Here is a 20,471-nt window from a genome sequence, read left to right as displayed (position 1 = left end):
TCGCGGCCGGAATCATTCACGATCTCGACCGCGATCAGCCAATTGAAGGCCCCTCTGCCATGACAAGAATCAACACCAACGTCCCATCGCTTGTTGCTCAAAATCGCCTGCAAACAAGCAACAAGGACCTTCAAACCGCACTGACGCGGCTGAGCACGGGACTTCGAATCAACAGCGGTGCAGACGACCCGGCCGGACTGATCGCCAGCGAAGCGTTGCGATCGGAAATCACCAGCCTTGGGAAAGCCATCTCGAACACGAACCGCGCCAGCCAGATCATTTCAACCGCGGATAGTGCGCTCGGCGAAGTCAGCAGCCTGTTGAACGATATCCGCGGGTTGGTGGTCGAGGCGGCCAATAGCGGTGCACTTAGCGATGACGAAATCGCTGCGAACCAATTGCAAATCGACAGTTCCTTGGAAGCGATCAACCGGATCGCACAAACCACGACGTTCCAAGGCCGAAAGTTGCTCGACGGGTCGCTGGACTTTGTCAGCAACGCGGGCAGCGTCGACTCGCTAACCGATATCAACATCGACCAAGCCAACCTGGGCGCAACCGGCCAGATTGACGCCGAGGTGGTCATTTCCGCCGCAGCGACTCGAGCCGAAGTCACCGCTGGTGGATTCTCCACCGCCGCGACCGCCAGTGCGGAAACAACCGACGTCCGCGTCGCCACGCAGCCCATCAACGGCGAAAACCTTGTCATCACTGGCGCCCCCGACTTTGCCACGATCGCATTCGTAGACGATACGAGCGCCTCCAGCGAAGGTTCCGCCGCTTTTGACGCCGACACTGGCGTCCTGACCATCACCGGCAACTTCACCGGGGATTCCCTAAACCCAGGCGAAATCGACGCCGACGCCGACGCCCAAGTCATCCAAGCGGCGATCAATTCACTGGCAGGGTTCACCGCGACAGGAGCCGCGGCAGCTGGCACCCCCGCAGACCCGGCCGGAACTGCAGCGACCGTCGGTGCCGCCGAAGCGGGACTGACCGTCACCGCGACCGTCGCCGGTGCCGAGTACAACAATGTCGCCGTCAAGTTTGTCAGTGGAGCCGCCAACGGCGCGGACTTTGACAGCGAGCAAAAGATCCTGACCGTCACCGTGGACAACACCCAATTGGTGACTGCCGACGACATCGCCACCGCTATCGGTGCGGCGACCGTCGACGGTGCGACACCCACAGACGCGGCATTCAGCGCCGTCGGTGCCGCCGGTGCAGTCTTCGATATCAACGAAGGGATCGATGACGCCAACACCGCTAGCACGGGTGGCGAAGTCTTGACCGACACGTTGGTCTTCCAGTTGAACGGTGCCTCGGGTGCTGAAACATTCAACTTCGGCGCCGGAACATCGGCAAGCCAGATCTCCGCTGCGTTGAATCTGGTTTCGGACAGCACCGGAGTGAACGCGACGTTTTCAACGGCCGAGGGATTAAAGTTCACTTCCACCGCCTATGGCAGCGACGCCTTGGTCCATATCGATGTCATCAGCGAGGGCCCTGCGGGAACGTTCGGCAGCAGCCTTTCGTCATTGCGACAGACCGGAACCGACATCGAAGGGACCGTCAACGGTGTGGAAGCCGGCGGATCCGCCAACACGTTGCAAATCAACACCAGTTCGCTGGACCTTACACTGACGGTCGAAGACGGCAGCAGCGAAAACTTTTCGTTCTCGATCACCGACGGCGGTGCCCTGTTCCAACTGGGCCCTGATGTGACGAGCAACCAACAGGCCCGATTGGGCATCGGCAGCGTCAGCACCGGACAGATCGGTGGCCCGACCGGACGCCTGTATGAACTGGGCAGCGGTCAATCCAAAAGTTTGGTCAACGACGTCACCGGAGCCGCTAAGATCATCGACGAAGTGATCGGCAAAGTCACCGGCCTGCGTGGACGCCTAGGTGCATTCCAAGCCACTACGCTGGAAAGCAACTTGGTCAGCCTGAACGAAACTCGGTCCAACCTGCTAGAAGCAGAAAGCTCGATTCGCGATGCCGACTTTGCACAAGAATCGGCCAACCTGACACGTGCTCAGATCCTGACCCAATCAGGCACCAACGTGTTGTCACTAGCGAACCAAAACCCACAGAACGTCCTGTCACTGCTGGGATAATCCTGAACTGAAAACGACGACTGATTGACTGCAAAAAGCCTGGCGACGGCACCATCGCCGGGCTTTTTGTTTTTGCCCCCAGCCAATCTTGACCTCCGGGTCCGAAAACTTTTTGCCGGTCGCCCCCCGATGACAACCGCCGTCACAGGCGGGGGGGATGCCATCAACCAATCCCGGAAATCACCCTCCGCATCACCGACAGGACCCGCAAACCCCGCGGAACCGCTAAACATCGCCCAGTTGCTAGCTTTCCAGCAAGAACCGTCCCGGTAGTGAACTTTCTTTCAGCTGCGTTGACTGATTGCATAGTAGCGTTTTTGTGGACCCGCATGCGCCGAGTTGCCGATTCAACTTGATACCGCACACACCACACCTAATGACTGCTTGATCCAATGGGGCGACTTCAATCTTCCGTCGGTTTGATCACCGGAACGAATATCACTGGAACGGTCGATCAACTGATCGCGATTAGCGGTCAGTCGCGTGACCGTCTGGTGTCGCGTACCGAGACATTGCAGCAACAGCAACAATCGATCGCCGAACTAACCGCTTCGGTGATTGGCGTTCAGTTGGCAGGCCAACGGCTGGCATCTTCGTCGTCGTTTCAGTCCAAAAGCGGAGCTTCGTCCAACGAGGAAGCATTGTCGGTTCAGGCTGGAAATGACGCCAAGCCGGCAACCCACGTCGTTCGTACAATCCAGACGGCCGCCACACATGCGGTCAGTTCGCGGCAGCGGTTCGATAGCGCCGAGACAGAACTTGGCTTCACCGGCCAACTGAAGATCAATCCCAGCGGTGGATTCATCGATTCGTCTGCCGAACTGTCCAAACTGAACGATGGTCGCGGCGTTCAATCCGGGACCGTCCGATTCACTGACCGGTCTGGCGCATCGGCCGAAGTCGATTTCGCCAACGCCCGCACCATCGATGATGTGCTGCAGGCGATCAACGACGCCGAAGTTGACATCCAGGCGACCACCGAAAACGGTGCGATCAAACTGGTCGACAAGTCCGGCAGCACACTATCGAACCTAAAGGTTGAACAGCTTGGCGATGCCGAAACGGCTGCCGACCTAGGACTATGGGGCATCGACGATGCATCCAGCAGCGTTAGCGGATTGGAACTGGAATTGCCGGCGGGAGTCAGTTCGCTGCGCGGTACCAATCTGTCCGAACTCGGTGGTGGCAACGGCATCGGTCCCTTGGGCAACCTGGACATCGAATTGTCCGATGGATCCAGTGCGTCGCTCGACCTGTCCAGCGCGACCACGACCAGCGAAATCATCGACACGATCGAAGCCGCTGGCCTATCGCTGATCGTCAAATACAACGACGCAAAGAACGGCCTGCAAATTCGTGACGTCTCGGGCGGCGCGGGCAACCTGCAAATCTCGTCGTCCGACGACACTGCAAGTGACCTCGGTTTGGCCGCTGACACGCCCGACGACATTGTCGTCGGAAAGAACTTGTCGCGACAAACCGTGACGACCGATACGCTGCTGGCAGACATGAACCAGGGCGCCGGCGTGAAGGGCAGCTTCAAAATCACCGACAGCACCGGCGCGGTTTCGGCGATCAACATTACCGGTTCGGCGATCACGACCGTCGGTGGATTGGTCGATGCGATCAACGACCTGAACATCGGTGTGACCGCATCGATCAATGACGCCGGTGACGGAATCGCAATCGTCGACACGGCTTCGGGCAGCGATCCGTTGACGATCGTTGACACAGGGACCGGAACCGCAGCCAAAAGTTTGGGGATCGCAGGCACCGCCACCACCCAAGACGTCGGCGGCAGTTCCGTTTCGGCATTGGTCGGAACTCAAGCCGGCGTGATCGATGTCGAATCAACGGATTCGTTATCGGCCATCGTCGACAAGATCAACAGCGACGGTCGATACGGCACCGCGTCGATCCAAACCAACGACGACGGCACGTTTTCGCTGCGTGTCCGTAGCAATAAGGGCGGCGAAGCAGGCAAACTAGCGATCAATACAACCGGTTTCGGACTCGATCTGCAAACCGAATCACGTGGACGCGACGCGATGATCGCCGTATCGACCGACGAGGGGCTGGAACGTTTCATTCAGTCCAGTGACGGCGTGTTCGACGTCGACGGGGCCGGCGCCCGATCCGACCTGATCACATCTAGCAGCCTGCTTAGCGAACAAACCGGCGGTGCGTCCAGCGGCAGTTTCACCATCACCGATAGTGCGGGTGTCACCAGCGCGGTCAACATCAAGGTCGAGGGGATCGAGACCATCGGCGGGCTAGTCGAGGCGATCAACAACCTTGGCATCGGCGTATCCGCATCGATCAACGAAGCCGGCACCGGCATCTCGATCGTCGATACCGCCGGTGGCGACGAAACGATGACGGTCACCGATGTCGGAAACGGTATCGCCGCGAAAGCACTAGGGATTGCGGGCGAAGCATCCGAAAAAACGATCGGTGGCGAGAAAGTCAACGCGTTGGTTGGCCCGGGCACCGAATCGACCAGCGATGATTCGTCAGGCCTGGTGTTCACTCTGAAAGAACTATCCGATTCGCCCATCACCATCACGGTCGCCGAAGACACCAGCAACATCGAAGTCGCCGCCAAGACTTTTGTCGATCAGTACAACAAATTGATGGATAAGGTCGACTCGCTAACCTTCTTCAACGCCGACACCAACGAAGTCGGACTGATGTTTGGTTCCAGCGAAACGCAGCGGATCCGCACCAACTTTTCTCGCATGCTTTCGGGGTCGATCAACGGCGCCGGCGAACTGAGGTCGATCGGCCAAGTCGGCATCAGTTTTGACGACAAAGGTCGGCTGTCGCTAGACAAATCAAAATTGAACGAAGCGTTGTCCGAAAACCGGCAACAAGTGGAAGCCTTCTTCACGACCGAAGACACCGGATTGGCACAGCGAATCGATGATATCGCCGACCGCATTGCGGGCGTCGATGGTGGGCTGCTGCTGACACGCAGCGAAACGATTACCACCCAGATCGAACGAAACGGAACCCAGATCGACTCGATGAACAGTCGTCTGGAACGTGAACGCGAACGGCTGTTGACGCAGTTCTATGCCACCGAAACGGCGATCTCGAAACTGCAAAGCAACGGTACCGCGATCGATCAAATACAGCGGATCGAAATTCCGTCCTAAGGTCGATCTTGATCAACGCAACTGACACCCATCGGTCTTCTACCGCACTCGCCTACTCTCAGTACACCGCGCTCAGGGATGACAATGTCAAGTTCTAACAATCCGGAAAACTTTCGCCCGCGTACTGCCGGCGGTAGCCAACAATACGTCGACTCGTCGATTCGGATGGCATCGCCCGCTCGGTTACGCCTGATGCTGACCGAACGTGCCGTCGAGGTAGCGACGACCTTGTCGCGTCTGTGGCGCAGCGGCGAAAAACTAGGCCCCAACGAACACTCGCTAAGCCTGTTAGAACTGATCGGCGAATTGCTGAACGGCATCTCGGGTAGCCAAGATCCGGAAGAAAAGAAGCTGTGCAGCCAGGTCAGTGACCTGTACGTGTTTTTGTCCAAACATCTGCTGATTGCCGAAGACACGTCCAACGCGGACTACATCGACGAGATACAGATCGTGTTGGCGATCGAAGCGGAGACTTGGCGAGCCGTTTGTGCCCAAGAACTGACCTCGCGCCAAAGTGCCGTCAGCCCCCCGCACGCGACCCCATCGGCGGCAACTTCGGGCGGATTGAACTTCAGCGCCTAATGCGGCCGGCAATTTGCGGCCATTTTTGGTCCAAGTTGCCGATTTTCGTCCCAGGCGCTATCCTTAGATGACATAAAGCGACCACGCCCCGTGGGCGCTGTGACTCACTGCGACCGAGGCCGAACCGATGCGTTGGATTGTTGTAACACTAGGCGTCATCGTCGCGCTGGCCTCTGCCCGCTTGTATGCACAGACGGCCGTCGCCGATCCCCCGGCTGAATCGAAGCCGGCCACTGCCGATGCGGCGACCGACGACACGGCTGCGTCACCGGAATCAGCGGCGAAGGATGCGGACGCAGATGAAGAACAGTTGTACATCCAGTTCGCCAAGACGGATGACGGAAAGCCCAAGTCACTCCAAACGGCAATCGTCCGTTTCGAAGGCAACGCGGATTCGCCCTACGCCGATCGTGTGGTCGATTTGGTTGGCGTCGTCCACATCGGTCAGAAAGAATACTACAAAGATCTGAATACTCGTCTGTCGAAGTACGACAGCGTGCTTTACGAACTGGTCGCGCCCGACGGGACACGAATTCGCCCCGAAGATCTGAAAGAACGACGTTCGGTTCTGGCATCGATGCAGACAGGCATGAAGGACATGCTGAATCTGGAATACCAGCTGGAACTGATCGATTACATGGCAAAGAACTTTCGCCATGCGGATATGAGCCCGGATGAATTTGTCGAAGACCTGGAACGACGCGGCGATAGCGTTTGGAAAATGGTTGCCCGCATGATGGGTGCCGGGCTGGCTTCCCAAGCATCCGGTGGCGGCGACGCGGGGATGTTGTTCGCGATGTTCAGCAGCGATCGCCCCAAAAAGATGAAACAGGCGATGGCACGCCAATTGGTCGATATCGAATTGGTGACCGCCGGAATGGACGACGCCAATGGCGAGAACACGTTGATCAAAGGCCGCAACGGCAAAGCGTTTGACGTCTTGCGTGACGACTTGGACAACGGCAAGCAATCGGTCGCAGTCTTCTACGGCGCAGGACACCTGCCCGATATGGCCGAACGTCTGGAAACCGACTTCCAAATGCACCCCGTCGAAACCACGTGGCTAGACGCTTGGGACCTGACGCGGAACTAGGCGACGGTCAAGAAGCCACCATCGCAGGATTGATCGGGCAAGCGACAAGTTTTGCGAATTTTCGATGCGGAACTCGCCAGGAAATTCGGCCCATGACAGTGGGACCACCAAATGCCTTGACGCCGTCCGCTACCGAAGCACTCACCGAAAGGGAACCGTGGCTATCGCCAAGCGACCGAGAGAAGCTTGGCGGTCTAAACCCCGAACTGACGGTCACCCACCAATCCGGACCGCCGCCAACGGACGTCAACCTGCGCGTCCGCACCGTTCGTAGTACCGGCTTCAGCTCGCCTCTCTCGCCACATGCGGTTCCGCAGACCAGACTCCATTCCGTCTAAAAAGAGTGTCCGGCTTACGAAAGCCTCGAAGACGCGAAAGCATCATTCCGGTGGGCTCTGGCCACCGGATATGGCGTCCCCGATGATCTTCTCGGCCGGGTCGCTCTCAGGCGTCCCGGCCGAGAAGATCAAGATTGCGTCAGCCATCGTTAACCATGGGGCCAGCCCCACGGCAAAAAAGCTGCCGCCGCTCCGCGGCTAAGCCGGACGCATTCTTCCGCCGGTCGCTCTCGCCTCATGCAAGTTCCGCAGACCAGGCTCCATTCCGCCTGATGGCGTTGCGACGAACAGAGCGGATGGGATTTGCCAGCTTGGGAGTCGGCATTGATTGCGGTTACAATTTGGCGTCCGCCAGATTGTGTTCCCCAGCGAAGATGCCGCCATGCAAAAGACTCCCACGCCGCGCCGGTCGTTCTTGAAGGCCGCCGGTATCTCGATCGCTTTGCCGGCGCTCGAATCGACATCTCCCGCTCTGGCCGCCGATAAACCAGCGACTGTGCCAACCCGGATGGTTTGCATCGGCAACGAATTTGGCATGTATCCAGGGGCGTTTTGGCCCGACAGTGACGCTCCGTCGCCATCGGCGGACACACCCGCCTTATCGACGCTGCTGGAACCACTGCAACGTCGCCGCGACGACTTCACGCTGTTCAAGCACCTCGACCACGGACTGAAGGGTGGCCACTTTGCCGTCCATACTTTTCTGACCGGCGTCAAATCGACGGACGCTAAAGGAATGCCCGACGGAGGAATCAGCCTGGACCAACGTGCGGCCGAACATGTCGGTTCACGCACTCGGTTCCCATCGCTGACGATCGGTAGCGAGAGCGGACTGCATGGTGGCTGCCGAATCAGTTGGACTCGTACCGGAACCCGAGTCCCGCCGATTGAAGGGCCGCGAGAGTTGTTTCGGATGCTATTCATCGACAATGGTCAAAAAGCGAAACAGGCTGCTTTCGACCGATTGGATCTGCAGGAATCGATCTTGGATTCGGTGCTGGGGGACGCCAAAAGCCTGTCTCGTCGATTGAACAAGAACGACAACGACAAACTGGACGAGTATTTTGCGTCGGTGCGGGACGTCGAACTGAAACTTAGCCTGGACCGTCGTTGGCAAAAAGTTCCCAAGCCAGCGGCGCCAATGGATGAACCGACGGACATGGGGCTGACGCGCGACCTGCCCAAGTTGTACGACCTGATCGCCCTGGCTCTACAAACCGATTCCACACGCGTGGCGACCCTCGAGGTTGGCGGCAGTTTTGCGGCATCCGACCTTGGGATCCCCAAGGGTTATCACGGGCTTTCCCATCACGGCCAACAACCCGATGCGATCGAACTATTGGTCCAGATCGAACGTTATCAAGTCGAACAGTACGCAAGGTTCTTGGATCGATTGGCGTCGATCCGTGAACCCAATTCCGATGGCACCCTGTTGGACCACACGATGGCGTTGTTCGGCAGCGGTATGGGCAACGCCAATTCGCACACCAATCACGACTTGCCCATCATTCTGGCAGGCGGTTCGTTCCAACACGGACAGACCTTGCAGTTGCCTGCCGATAGTCATCGCCGAGTTCCGCTATCGAATCTATTCGTATCGATGTTGCAAAAGTTCGGTGTCGAAACCGATCAGTTCGCAACCAGCACGGGAACGTTGACGGGGTTGGAAAACGCATGAGAACGTCACTACGTTGGGGTGCAGGGATCCTAGCAATCTTCGGCCTCGTCACGCCCGCCATCGCCGCGGACACGCTGCCGTCGTCGGACCGGATTGAACCATTCCTGGAAAACTACTGTGTGGAATGTCACAACACGGACGAAGCCAAGGGGGACCGTAGCTTCGACGCGCTGGCGTCCGCCATCACCACGGACAACGATCTGGTCGACTATCAAGACATCCTGGATCAATTGAACCTGTCCGAGATGCCGCCGCCCGACGCCGTGCAACCATCGGACACCGACCGTATCCAGATCATCGAAGCGTTGACCGCCAAGATCGCTGCGTATCATGAATCACGCACCGACAGCGGCGGACGGACGGTGTTACGACGCCTGAACGCGCGCGAATACCGAAACACCGTGCGGGACCTATTGCAGCTGGAAACCACCCTTTTTGATCCGACCACCAAATTCCCACGCGACCAAACGATCCAGCATTTCGACAACATCGGCGACCAATTGGTGACATCGTCGCACCTGTTGTCACGTTACCTGGATGCTGCTGACCAAGTCATCACACGGGCGCTGCACCCGCTTAAAAAACCAGCTCCCCAAACCTGGGTCTTCAAGGATCGTTTCCGCCAACAACCCGAAGTCGATTCAGCGCACCGCGCCGCAAACGGTTGGAAGTACATCACGCTGTACGATGTCGTCGGTGCCGATAAACCCGAGGGTGCGTACGGACCGATTTTGGACTTTGCCGAAGGCGTTCCCCACAACGGCACCTACGAAATCCGGTTTCAGGCCGAAGCCGTCAATCGCGACCATCCCTACGACGACGATCTGATCGGAACCAATCGTGACCAACCGCTGCGGCTAGGGATTGTCCCCGGCAATCATGACTTCGGCGAACTGCATCTGCCCCAGCCGGTTGAACCGCTGTTGGCGGAATTCGAATTGACCGATGACAAGCAGTGGTACACCGCACAGGTGCACCTGGACCGCGGCTACAGCCCGCGTTTCACCTTTCGCAACGGGTTGATGGACGTCCGAAATCTATGGAGCCGACTGATCCGGAAGTATCCCGATCGGTTCGCGCCCAATCTGAACGGCATTGTCGCATTTCGCAAAGCGGCGATTGCCGACGGCAAATTGCCACAGATCCGAATCCATCAAATTGAAATTTCCGGACCGATCATCCAGCAGTGGCCGACACCGTCACAGCGAATCCTGTTGGGCGACGATTCGACAAGCATCTCAAGCGGCGACTCCCCATCGGATGCAGATCCCAGGCGTGTCGATCTAACGTTGCAACAGTCGCGCGGTCATATCGCAAGATTTGCTTCACGAGCCTATCGCCGCGATGCGTCGCAGTCCGAGGTCGATCAGGTGATGCGGGTCGTTCGCTCGCGACGCGATGCTGGCCAGACGCCAATGGACGCACTTGCCGACGGATTCAAAACGATTCTTTGTTCGCCCAACTTTCTGTATTTGGACGAAACGAGTGACAACGCGAACGGGAATGGCAGCCTATCGCAGCATGCAATCGCCTCTCGTCTGTCGTACTTCCTGTGGTCATCGATGCCAGACCAGGCGCTTCGCGATCTTGCCGACCAAGGGCGATTGACCGACCGTGACGAATTGCGACGGCAAGTCCGACGCATGCTTGCGGACAAACGATCCGATGCGATGGTCCGTTCTTTCCTTGACACTTGGCTGGCGTTACGCGATCTGGGATCGGCGCCACCCGACCGCCGCAACTTTTCGGCCTACTACCGGCACGATCTGGGCACGGCCATGCGTGACGAAACCGAAGCGTTCTTTCGTCACATCCTGGACCAAAATCTATCGGTCGATCAGTTCATCGATTCCGATTTCACATTCGTGAATCAATCGCTAGCCGAACTTTACGCGATCGACGATGTCGATTCCCACGTCATGCGCCGCGTCGCGTTGAACGATCGCCGTCGCGGTGGACTGCTAGGACAATCCAGCGTGTTGACGGTATCCGCCAACGGCATCGATACATCGCCTGTCGTACGAGGCGTGTGGCTGTTGGACAACCTATTAGGCACACCGCCGTCGCCACCACCACCGGATGTGGAACCACTGGACCCGGATACCCGCGGTGCAAAAACGATTCGCGAACAGCTTGCCAAACATCGTGATGTCACGACCTGCAACGAATGCCACCGCCGAATCGATCCGCTTGGTTTCGCCTTAGAAAACTACGACCCAATCGGCCGCTGGCGGACGAAGTACCCATCCAAAGCGAACATCGACGCATCGGGCGAATTGCCGGACGGTCAATCTTTCCGCGATGTGGGGGAACTGAAACGGATCTTGCTGGGACGAAAGTCTCAGTTTGCTAGGTCGATGGCGGAAAAGATGCTGGCCTACTCCATCGGACGTCAAACGGTTCCCGCCGATCGTCCCGCGATTGACAAGATTGCCGATGCCGACGGACTGAGGGATTTGATTGAACTTGTCGTGCTTAGCAAACCGTTCCAGACCAATTAGCAACACGTGCTGGTAAAGGCCGGATACGCGGATGCCCGCACATGTGGATGCCAGCACACGTGGATAACAGCACACGTGGATAACAGCACACGTGGATAACAGCACACGTGGATAACAGCACACGCGGATGCCAGCACATGTGGATGCCAGCACACGTGGATAACAGCGCCAGCACACGTGGATGCCGATCCAGGACGAAACTGTAGGCCCGCAAAGTTCCCTTGCGGGCGTGATCCCGACGACCAATGAACCCCGCCGCCACAGCGGCGATGGGAATCAGGTCAAGGATCTTAGCGCGACGCCGCGATGGACGCCGCGAAACCGATAGTGACTGTCCGTTAAGCGGCAGTCTTCAGAAACGAACTGAGTCGATCCGAACGCGATGGGCTTTGCAGTTTTGCAACCGCTTTGGCTTCGATCTGGCGAACTCGTTCCCGAGTCACCTTGAAGATTCGGCCGCACTCTTCCAGGGTGTAGCTGTATCCGTCGACCAGGCCGTAACGCAAACGAATGATTTCGCGTTCACGGAAGGTCAGCGTTTTCAGCAGTTCGTCGATCTTGCCACGCAAGATGCTGCTGGCAGCGTTCTTGACGGGGTTATGACTATCGCTGTCTTGGATGAATTCACCGAAACTGCTGTCTTCGCCTTCGCCGACTGGACGATCCAGGCTGACCGGATGTCGACCGATGTCCATCACGCGACGGACTTCTTCGATTGGGACTTCGGTGCTTTGTGCAATTTCTTCGTAGGTAGGTTCGCGACCGAAGTCTTGGGTCAGTCGCTTTTGTGCTTGGCGAAGCTTGCTGAGCACGTCGATCATGTGCACAGGGATCCGGATCGTTCGTGCTTGGTCAGCGATCGCACGGGTGATGGCTTGGCGAATCCACCAAGTTGCATAGGTGCTGAACTTGAAACCACGTCGATATTCGTACTTGTCGACCGCTCGCATCAGACCAGTGTTACCTTCTTGGATCAGGTCCAAGAAAGACAGACCACGGTTACGATACTTTTTGGCGATCGAAACGACCAAGCGAAGGTTGCCGCTGGATAGTTCCCGTTTGGTGGACTCGTACTCTTCGAAGTACTTGCGTGCCCGCACCATGCGGTTGTTCAGGCTTTTCGGGCTCTCTTGCGTGACCATCATCAGTTCACGCAGCTCTTGCTTTAGATCGGCCGCTTCGTCACGACTGATCGCATCGGTGCCCAGGTTTTCAAGTTGGTTGCGGATAAACGTCATCCGTTGCGAAATGTCTTCCAACTGTTTCAGCAACGGGGTAACGCGGCGACTACGCAGCGATAGTTCTTCGACCAATTGAAGACACTTGCGACGATTGCGAATGAATCGACGACGCACTTCCGCTTTCAAACGCGGCGAAGTGCTGCGACGAACCATCAGTTCGAAGTCTTCTTTGTTTTGACGAATCAGGTGATCCAGGCTTCGCAAGTTGTGCGGCATGCGAGCACTGATCTGTTCTTTGGTCAGCCGTTCGGTCAGCGACACTTTGATCGTACGATCGAATGGCAGTTCGCCGGCGTGGACGCGGCTGAGGGTTTGAACAGTCGCTCGCATGGCGTAGTCGGATTCCAGCAGCGTACGGCGGAATCGACGACGATTGATTTCGATCTTCTTGGCCAGCGAGATTTCTTCTTCGCGGCTCAGCAATGGGATCTCGGCCATTTGGCTCAGGTACATCCGAATTGGATCGTCACTGGCTTTGGGCATGTCGCTTGGCGATACCAAGGCAACCGGTTCGTCGTCTTCGTCAGCGTCGACGTCGGCAACGGACACGTCTTCGGCAACTTCGCCGGTCAGAGCGGATGCGTCGATGGCGGCTGCGCGAGCGGCGGCCAACTTCTTTTCCATCGCCGCGGCAGTTGCGGCTCGTGTGGGTGCAGCGGCCGGGCGAACCTTCTTGGTTTTTGCCTCGACCAGGTCAATCCCGTGGTGTTCGATGGCCAACAGCAGGCTATCAAGCTTTTCGGGGCTGACATCTTCATCGGGAAGATAAGCGTTCACAGCGTCGTAGGTCAGGAATCCTTCCTGGATTCCGCGGTTGATCAACGACGAAAGGTGTTGGTCCATCAGTTGCATCTTGCAAACCTCAAATTGTGCGAGTCATCGTGACTCACTGGGTCTTGTGAAATTCCATTTCCGGGTCAGAACGATTGATTCGATTGCGGGTAGATCGAGACTCCAGTCAGAGGAAAAAACGTGCGGGCGTTTTATGGTCGTTCAGACACGGGACGAAGATTGTGTCTCGGATCTTAAATTCTGCCTAGCTGAATTTGACAACTTTCCAAGTATTTCTAAAGTTTTCATTCCGACTTGATTCCGTGCCGCAGTCGATCCTCTTCGATCAACCGATTTAGCAACGCAACTTCTTCGTCTTCACCCAACGACGCGGATGCTAGCTTTTGAATCTGCCGAGTCTTTTCGGTCGTGACTTCGCGTTTGCGATACAGAGCCATGATCATCGTGTATCGCTGTTCGGGCGTTTCCGGGAACCGCCCCTCTCGCTGTTTGACTCGTTCCTGCAACGTCACGATCTGGTTTTTGATCTGTTCGTTTTCGACCAGCAACAGCAACGAGTCGACATCCAGTTCGCGTCCGGCCAGTTCGAGGTCCTGATATGCCGACATCAACATCTTGGCGGTGTTCGATTCGAACCACTCGGGATCGATCGCTTCGACAGCCATCGCTGCCATGTCGGGCGATTCGATCAACGTTTCGAAAAGCTGGCGGTCCAATCCTGCCAACGGAACCAAACGCGGACTCGACGATGACCGCCTTGACTGCGTGTTGCTTGGCGGACTGTAGGATCCCCCCACCGGTTCCCCGTAGTATTCTTCCGAGTCCATTTCAGCGGACTCGAGGAACGCGTCGTTCGGATCAGCGGAACGATGCGCATCTGGCACAGCGCGTTGTTGCTGATTCGGTGACGGGCCGGGGCGTGTGTTGGGACGTGCATCAGCCCGCGGCGACGACGGCTCAGACGGCTGCTGCGGTCTAGGCTTGGCACGATTCGCGGTACGGGTTCGTTGCCGCGCCTCTTCTCGCAGCGCGTCCAGTCGTCGTTCCAACCTTTCCGTTTTCAATTCAAAACTGCGCGACAATCGCACCAAGAGCTGATCGACTCGCAAACTGGGCGGCGCCTTCGCCACGATCTTTAACATCGTGTCGACAGCGGTGGTCACGGCGTGCGTGTCGCGGGTGAAATCGATTCCTTCGGTCAACCGCGATAGCTTGTGATCCAAAGCATCGGGCGCATCGGTGACCAGCCGGTCGAACGATTCACGACCAGCCGATTCCAGGTAGTCCGCCGGGTCGCTGCCTTCGGGCAGGGTCAACACCCGCAGATCGACATCAGCGCCGACAAACAGTTCTAGCACCTGATCGGCGCGGGTTTGGCCGGCGTTGTCACCGTCCAATACCAACACGACACGCTGGGCGAATCGTTTCAAGATCTTGACGTGCTGTTCCCCCAAGGCGGTGCCCAGAACCGCGACGGCCGATTCAACGCCGGCCTGGCGCGCGGCGACAACATCGGTATAGCCTTCCATGACCAGCACTTCGCCATTGCGGCGGATCGCATCACGAGCCAACTGCAACCCGTACAGTTGGTGCGATTTGCGGAACAGCAGTGTTTCGCGGCCGTTGATGTATTTGGGGCCAGCCTTATCGCCATGCCGGTCGCCGATGGCGGGAATGATTCGGCCGCCCAACGCGATCGGCCGATTCTGAAGATCATGGATCGGGAACATCAGCCGCCCGCGAAACATATCGACGTGGCCGTTGCCCGACTTCTTGGCGGACGCGATCCCAGCGGCCTGTGCGACATCACCGCTGAATTGGTGCTTTGCCAGCAGATCCACGGCGAACGACCATTCGTCGGGTGCGAACCCGATTTGAAATCGCTTGCGGTTTTCGTCGTCGATACCGCGTTTAGCCAGATAGTCGCGTGCGATCTTGGCGTCGTCGCTGCGGCCAGAATCCAGGATTTCGAAATACTGGTCACTGATCAACTGCATCGCACGCAGCAACGTGTCGCGATCCTCCGGCGTACCGGGTTCGGTCTTTTTGCCTCGCGTGTATTGTTCCAGCGGTATCCCCGCCAGCTCAGCCAGCGTCCGGACTGCGGTCGGAAAATCCACTCCATCGCGTCGCATGACAAAGCTGAAGACATCGCCACCGATGTCACAGGGCCAACATTTCCAAGATTGCCGTTCTTGATTGACCGTCATCGACGGACGTCGGTCGTTATGCCACGGACAGCGAGTCACAAAATTGCGACCTTGCGGTTGCAATTCAAGCGTTGCACCGATTACATCGACGATGTCGACGGCGCTTCGCACTCTCTCTTTTAGATCGAGGTCCGTGGGGAGGGACAAACGATTACTCCGTTGATACGACCACTTAGTCAAAACAAGACGTCAAGGCTGCTCACTTCACAGACGCGCACCGGCCAATTCAATGGCTAGTCCGGCCCGTCTACCAGCATCCTGCGGGCCCAGTGACCCGTCGAAAGAACTGCTCGCGCGTACTCAATCCCTGAACGTCTCGCCCGATCAAGTTGGCGAAACTTATCCGATCGGTCCACCCGCCGTGTTTTCCTCGTGGCTCGTCGGCTGATTGGCCGCGCCGGAAAAACCCAGGTAAATTTCGATCTTGCAATCCATTGCAATACAACGGGCTGTGGGCGCCAGAGCACCGCATCCTATTTCCGCTGCAAGCTGCCGACGATTCTGCGACCGGCCACAGGCCCCGTCAAGATCACTTTTTTCCGGAAGTTGAAGCGACTTTTTCAAAGCATTGTAGAAATGACCATTCTGCCGAGCCGTTGCGAGCGGCCAAATCTGGTCCAAAAATGCGTAACCAACCTGTGCACAAGCACTTACGCCGATTGCATCGTTTTTTGCAGACGCTTTGGCACACCCTGTGCTTTAGCTTCCATTCATCAGCCAAGCGGCTGACGACAAACTGAAAACATCTAGCACGCTACCTACGCAAAGGACTCTGCCATGTTGGTTCTGACTCGAAAAATTGACGAAACTATCCTGATCGGCGACGACATCAAAATCACCTTGATCCGTGTGAAAGGAAACAGCGTACGCATCGGCATTGAGGCCCCCCGATCGATCCGAGTGGTCCGCGGCGAACTGGACCTAGAAGACGCCACCAAGAAAGTGATCGTCAAGCAAGAAGTTGAACTGGAAATGGATGGCGACATCGAAATCGATGATCTGGCCGAAGTGTTCGCCCACCCCGAAACTCAAGAAGTTGGCCGTCCCAGTCGCAAAATGCCAGCGAACCGGCTGAAGGCGATCGAAGCGACCACCGCCCCGGAAGTCTACGTGGGTACCGTTCGCCGATCGGGAGACGAAGCCAAGCTGAACCGCGCTCCGTTGGCCGGTTTTGTTTCGGCTAGCTAACGCCCGCCATGCCTGCCGGGGCCTACCCGGCAGGTCGCAGCTATCAGGTTAGCAACCATTTGGGTCGCAGCCATTTGTGTCGCAGTTCGAACCGGATTTTGGATTCGCCGTACCCTGGGACAGATGACCGCCCCACCGAATCCATCGCAGATCGACAGCATCCTGATCGATCCGACCATCCCGATTTAGCGCTCGATCACAACGGGCGGCAAGTTCGTCCAGTTTGCATTGGCATTTTCGAAGACCGATCCTTGCAGTTCGCCAGTTTCGACTTCCGAAGACATCGGCAAGACCAATGGATCACCCGCCCCTCGCAGCGGATCCGAAGCGGCAATCCGGTCACCGGAATCTAGTTCCTTCAGATGTTCCAGCAGAATACGCCGTACTTCGAACACAGCCTTAGGCGTCATATGGACCGAAGTGTGCGGAGCATCGATCACTAGCTCGCTTTCGGTATCTTCCATATGGGCACTGGCATATTCGACCACGCCATCGCCACGCCCGGTCCGGCCGGTAATCAACGACGGATTTTCCAAGACGCCAATGATATTGTGATACTTGACCCCCGGCGCACGCTTGGCACGCATCATGACAGGAAAGATAGGCGATTCAGGCGCTAGCGAATCGATCGCATTGGCGACGGTCAACAACTGAGTATCTTTGAACACGCTGGGGTTCTGTTCAGCCAGACGAACGCCAGTCCCGACCGCCATGGTTGGCAGTTTGATGAATTTACGGGCCAACCAGCGGGTGTAATCGTTGGCAAATTCGCTGCCACGATGGGGCGTTCCGATCGTGATCACCCGTTTGACGCTACTGTTGGGGCGAAAGAACAGTGTGCTGACCAGCTTGAATCGGTCATCGTCGTCACCCTTTAGCTTGGCAATCGCATCGTCGGCGTCGCGAACCGGTTCGTTGCTGACGATCTTCCAAAATTCGTCGCCGCTATCGATGGTCTGCATCCGACTGACCAAGCCGCCCATGCTATGCCCGACCAGCACCATTTGATCCATCGGTCTGTCGCGACGGTTCTGGTCGAATGCCTTTCGCATCGTCGTCAAATCAGATCGCAACTGCGTTGCCGACAACCAGAATGGTTGCCCGGATGGATACAGATAGAACCAAAATTGGTAGCGTTCGCGGATCTCGGGAAAGCTGCGCAGGTCATTGAACATGTCCATCCAAGTCATCGGACTGGACCACAACCCGTGCACCATCAACACCGGGATCCGATTGGGATCGTAGGGTTCTAGCATGTACAAACCGCGTGACTTCACCGAGTCATTGGGGTTCAGCAAGCCTTCGGTCGCCGCGTTTCGTTTGCGAAATTCGGGACTGTCCAGAAAATAGGCCAGCGGAGTGGTCAGATCGGTTTCCAACGGCACCCATTGTTCGGCCAACTGGATCTGGTTTGCCTTCAACGGATCGAAGAACTCCAACACACACACCTTGGAATCGCCCGGCCGACCGCCATCTTTGGGTTCGACGCAGCGCATCAGCGCGGTCACCGAATAGCTGAGGCCCTTGGGATAGTACTTTTCGCGCTGATCGGCTTCGGTGGGGGGGCGGCGAACGGCGATGAGCGGCACGCCCAAGCCATAGGTCGTGTGCTGATTCCGCAGCGTTTCGATTTCATAGTCACTGACGAATTCATAGTGATCAAATTCGTCGGTTTTCCACTGACCACGCATTTCTGTGCGGACCACGAACTCGCGATCTTCGGTTTTGATCGTGTAAGTTTGACCGGGCTGGATGCGATTTTCTTCGCACAGCAGTCGCAGCGTGTCTTCCAGCGATTCGTTGTACAGATCGCAGGCACCGCGAAACTGAGGGTCGTAATAGTTCCTAGATGTGCCGATATCGTCGCTGAACAGATAGTCGTAGCTGTTGGTCAGTGCGACACCATATTGGTTCAAAGCATCGCTGCCACGTCCGGCGCGTTCTGCTTTCTTGCCTTCCACGTAGGCCAATTCGCTCAATGCGTAGATCAATTCCGCTTCGGGATTCTCGGCGACCCGTTGTCGAATGTGTTCGAAACAGACCCGACTATCGGTTTGGTAACGATCTTCCAGATCAAAGCGTCGCAGCGTATTCCAGGTGCGTTCGCTGATTTCGGGACCCTTGGGGCCCACCAAATGCAAAGTCGACGTCAGCGGATTGTCGCGAATCTTTCGACTCGACAAATAGCTGGGTGTCACACAACCAGCCAAACAGGCCACCATCAAGGCAAAGACCAGGATGCCAGCACGAGAAGCCGCCCAAAACCGATCTTCCTGCCGCGACCGACCGATCGAATCGGGGCGTGCAGCACCTACCGAATCGGCAATGAGCCAATTGGGCAGACATCGTAGGCGAAATCCAACTCGGCACTGCATCATGCGTCCGTCGTCGCTGGCGGCAGACTCGTCGCGGAGACAGAATCTACGGCCGTCGCGTCTTACTTCCTTGTGAGACATCGGGCGAGAAGATTGCCGAAACAAGGCAATCAAGCGTGGCGTTGACGTTAGAAAGGGATGCCCCTTGATGTCAACTCGACTTCGGCGATGCGTGCTGCGTTCGACCTCGCATCCAGAGCCGATTTCGCCCCCCATTGCGAGGGCCGCAGATGCATTCAAGGGCCGCCTAGACGGGGAAACAGTGAACTGCTTCGTCGCTTGGATCGCTCGCTGGCGTCGGCGGCGGGAAAGACAACTTGTTTTCCATTTTTCCCAGCGACCGGATGATCGCTGGGTCCGCATGGGAATCTGGCACCGCACGCAGGCCTGCGTCGCCGGACCTAGCCGCCCATCACCACCGCGAAACGATCGGAGATCTGGTCGGTGAACCAAACCCGGATCGGCCGGCGGCACCGGCCAGTCCGTTCGACGTCTCCGCCCCCCCTACAACATGGGCGGCGGAGGTGGGGGAGGTGGCGGCGGTGGCGGCGGGGGCGGCGGCGGGGGAGGTGGGGGAGGTGGTGGTTCGGGTTCCGGTTCGGGTTCCGGTTCCGGCTCAGGTTCCGGCTCAGGTTCGGGTTCAGGTTCAGGTTCGGGCGGCGGTGGTGGCGGAGGCGTCGGCAGGTTTGCCGACATTTGCATCGGAGCTCGCTCGGTCATCAATCGAGACCGCCCGATCAAGTTTCCTGACACAAACTGTGGGACCACGAAAGTGTTGTTTGCCAACGGAGCGGTCACGGTCACGTGGACCTGCGAAGTGTCTTCGGTAATTGGATTCGGAGTCACCGTGACTGTCGCCCCTTCGACACCGATCAAGGAAAGGTGATCGCTGGCGATCTGAATCACGTTCTCTGCGTTCGCCCCCGGGACAATTCCACCGCGGGCAGCGAGGTAGGCGGCGTGGTTTACGGTGTGCCGAAGCATGCTGACCCGAGTGATTTCGATTCCACCAAAAATCAATCCGACCAAAACCACCAAGGCCACCGCGAATTCGACGGCGGTCGCGCCTAGCCGCGTCGTCCGACGTTGAACATTTCGAAAGAACATACAGGCAACCATTGCAGACAAACACAAAAAAGGGCGAAGCGGTTGGGTGCGAATCCGTGGGTGCCGCCCATCCAACGTGAGGGGGGCG

Annotated in this window: 11 protein-coding genes; 7 read left to right on the top strand and 4 right to left on the bottom strand. The window is 57.4% G+C overall.

The window, feature by feature from the left end:
* Positions 1–59 precede the first annotated feature (59 nt).
* From K227x_RS13615 to K227x_RS13590, 6 genes are all read left to right on the top strand, one after another.
* On the top strand, positions 60–2,120 hold the full coding sequence (locus tag K227x_RS13615) for a flagellin N-terminal helical domain-containing protein (protein ID WP_145170213.1): 2,061 nt from the start codon (positions 60–62) through the stop codon (positions 2,118–2,120).
* A gap of 392 nt (positions 2,121–2,512) precedes the next feature.
* Positions 2,513–5,278, top strand: a complete 2,766-nt coding sequence (fliD, locus tag K227x_RS13610; RefSeq protein WP_145170211.1) for a flagellar filament capping protein FliD — start codon at positions 2,513–2,515, stop codon at positions 5,276–5,278.
* Between the two features lie 84 nt (positions 5,279–5,362).
* Positions 5,363–5,860, top strand: coding sequence for a flagellar export chaperone FliS (locus tag K227x_RS13605; RefSeq protein ID WP_218933996.1), 498 nt, complete (start codon positions 5,363–5,365; stop codon positions 5,858–5,860).
* A 127-nt stretch (positions 5,861–5,987) separates the two neighbouring features.
* Positions 5,988–6,953 carry a TraB/GumN family protein gene (locus tag K227x_RS13600; protein WP_145170207.1) on the top strand — a complete coding sequence of 322 codons (966 nt, stop codon included), beginning with the start codon at positions 5,988–5,990 and terminating at the stop codon, positions 6,951–6,953.
* A gap of 720 nt (positions 6,954–7,673) precedes the next feature.
* Positions 7,674–8,969: a DUF1552 domain-containing protein gene (locus tag K227x_RS13595; protein ID WP_145170205.1), complete on the top strand. Its 1,296-nt coding sequence runs from the start codon at positions 7,674–7,676 to the stop codon at positions 8,967–8,969.
* The gene (locus tag K227x_RS13590; RefSeq protein WP_145170203.1) at positions 8,966–11,470 is read left to right on the top strand and encodes a DUF1592 domain-containing protein; all 2,505 of its coding nucleotides are present in this window, start codon (positions 8,966–8,968) and stop codon (positions 11,468–11,470) included. Before K227x_RS13595 ends, K227x_RS13590 begins: the two co-directional genes overlap by 4 nt.
* A gap of 338 nt (positions 11,471–11,808) precedes the next feature.
* On the opposite strand, the gene K227x_RS13585 is transcribed toward K227x_RS13590, so the two are convergent.
* Together K227x_RS13585 and dnaG are read right to left on the bottom strand one after the other, a co-directional pair.
* Positions 11,809–13,563, bottom strand: coding sequence for a sigma-70 family RNA polymerase sigma factor (locus K227x_RS13585; protein ID WP_145170201.1), 1,755 nt, complete (start codon positions 13,561–13,563; stop codon positions 11,809–11,811).
* Between the two features lie 224 nt (positions 13,564–13,787).
* A complete protein-coding gene (gene dnaG, locus K227x_RS13580) occupies positions 13,788–15,860 on the bottom strand; it encodes a DNA primase (protein ID WP_246146780.1) in 2,073 nt (690 codons plus the stop codon).
* A 630-nt stretch (positions 15,861–16,490) separates the two neighbouring features.
* Here dnaG and K227x_RS31515 point away from each other — a divergent pair.
* Entirely contained in the window at positions 16,491–16,901 is a 411-nt protein-coding gene (locus K227x_RS31515; protein ID WP_145170199.1) for a carbon storage regulator, read from the top strand.
* A gap of 185 nt (positions 16,902–17,086) precedes the next feature.
* On the opposite strand, the gene K227x_RS13570 is transcribed toward K227x_RS31515, so the two are convergent.
* Entirely contained in the window at positions 17,087–19,123 is a 2,037-nt protein-coding gene (locus tag K227x_RS13570) for an esterase/lipase family protein (protein WP_246146845.1), read from the bottom strand.
* A gap of 657 nt (positions 19,124–19,780) precedes the next feature.
* The gene (locus K227x_RS13565) at positions 19,781–20,383 is read right to left on the bottom strand and encodes a TadE/TadG family type IV pilus assembly protein (protein WP_145170197.1); all 603 of its coding nucleotides are present in this window, start codon (positions 20,381–20,383) and stop codon (positions 19,781–19,783) included.
* Positions 20,384–20,471 lie beyond the last annotated feature (88 nt).

It is taken from the genome of Rubripirellula lacrimiformis (assembly GCF_007741535.1).
Classification (GTDB): domain Bacteria; phylum Planctomycetota; class Planctomycetia; order Pirellulales; family Pirellulaceae; genus Rubripirellula; species Rubripirellula lacrimiformis.
This window is presented reverse-complemented; position numbering and strand designations above follow the sequence as displayed.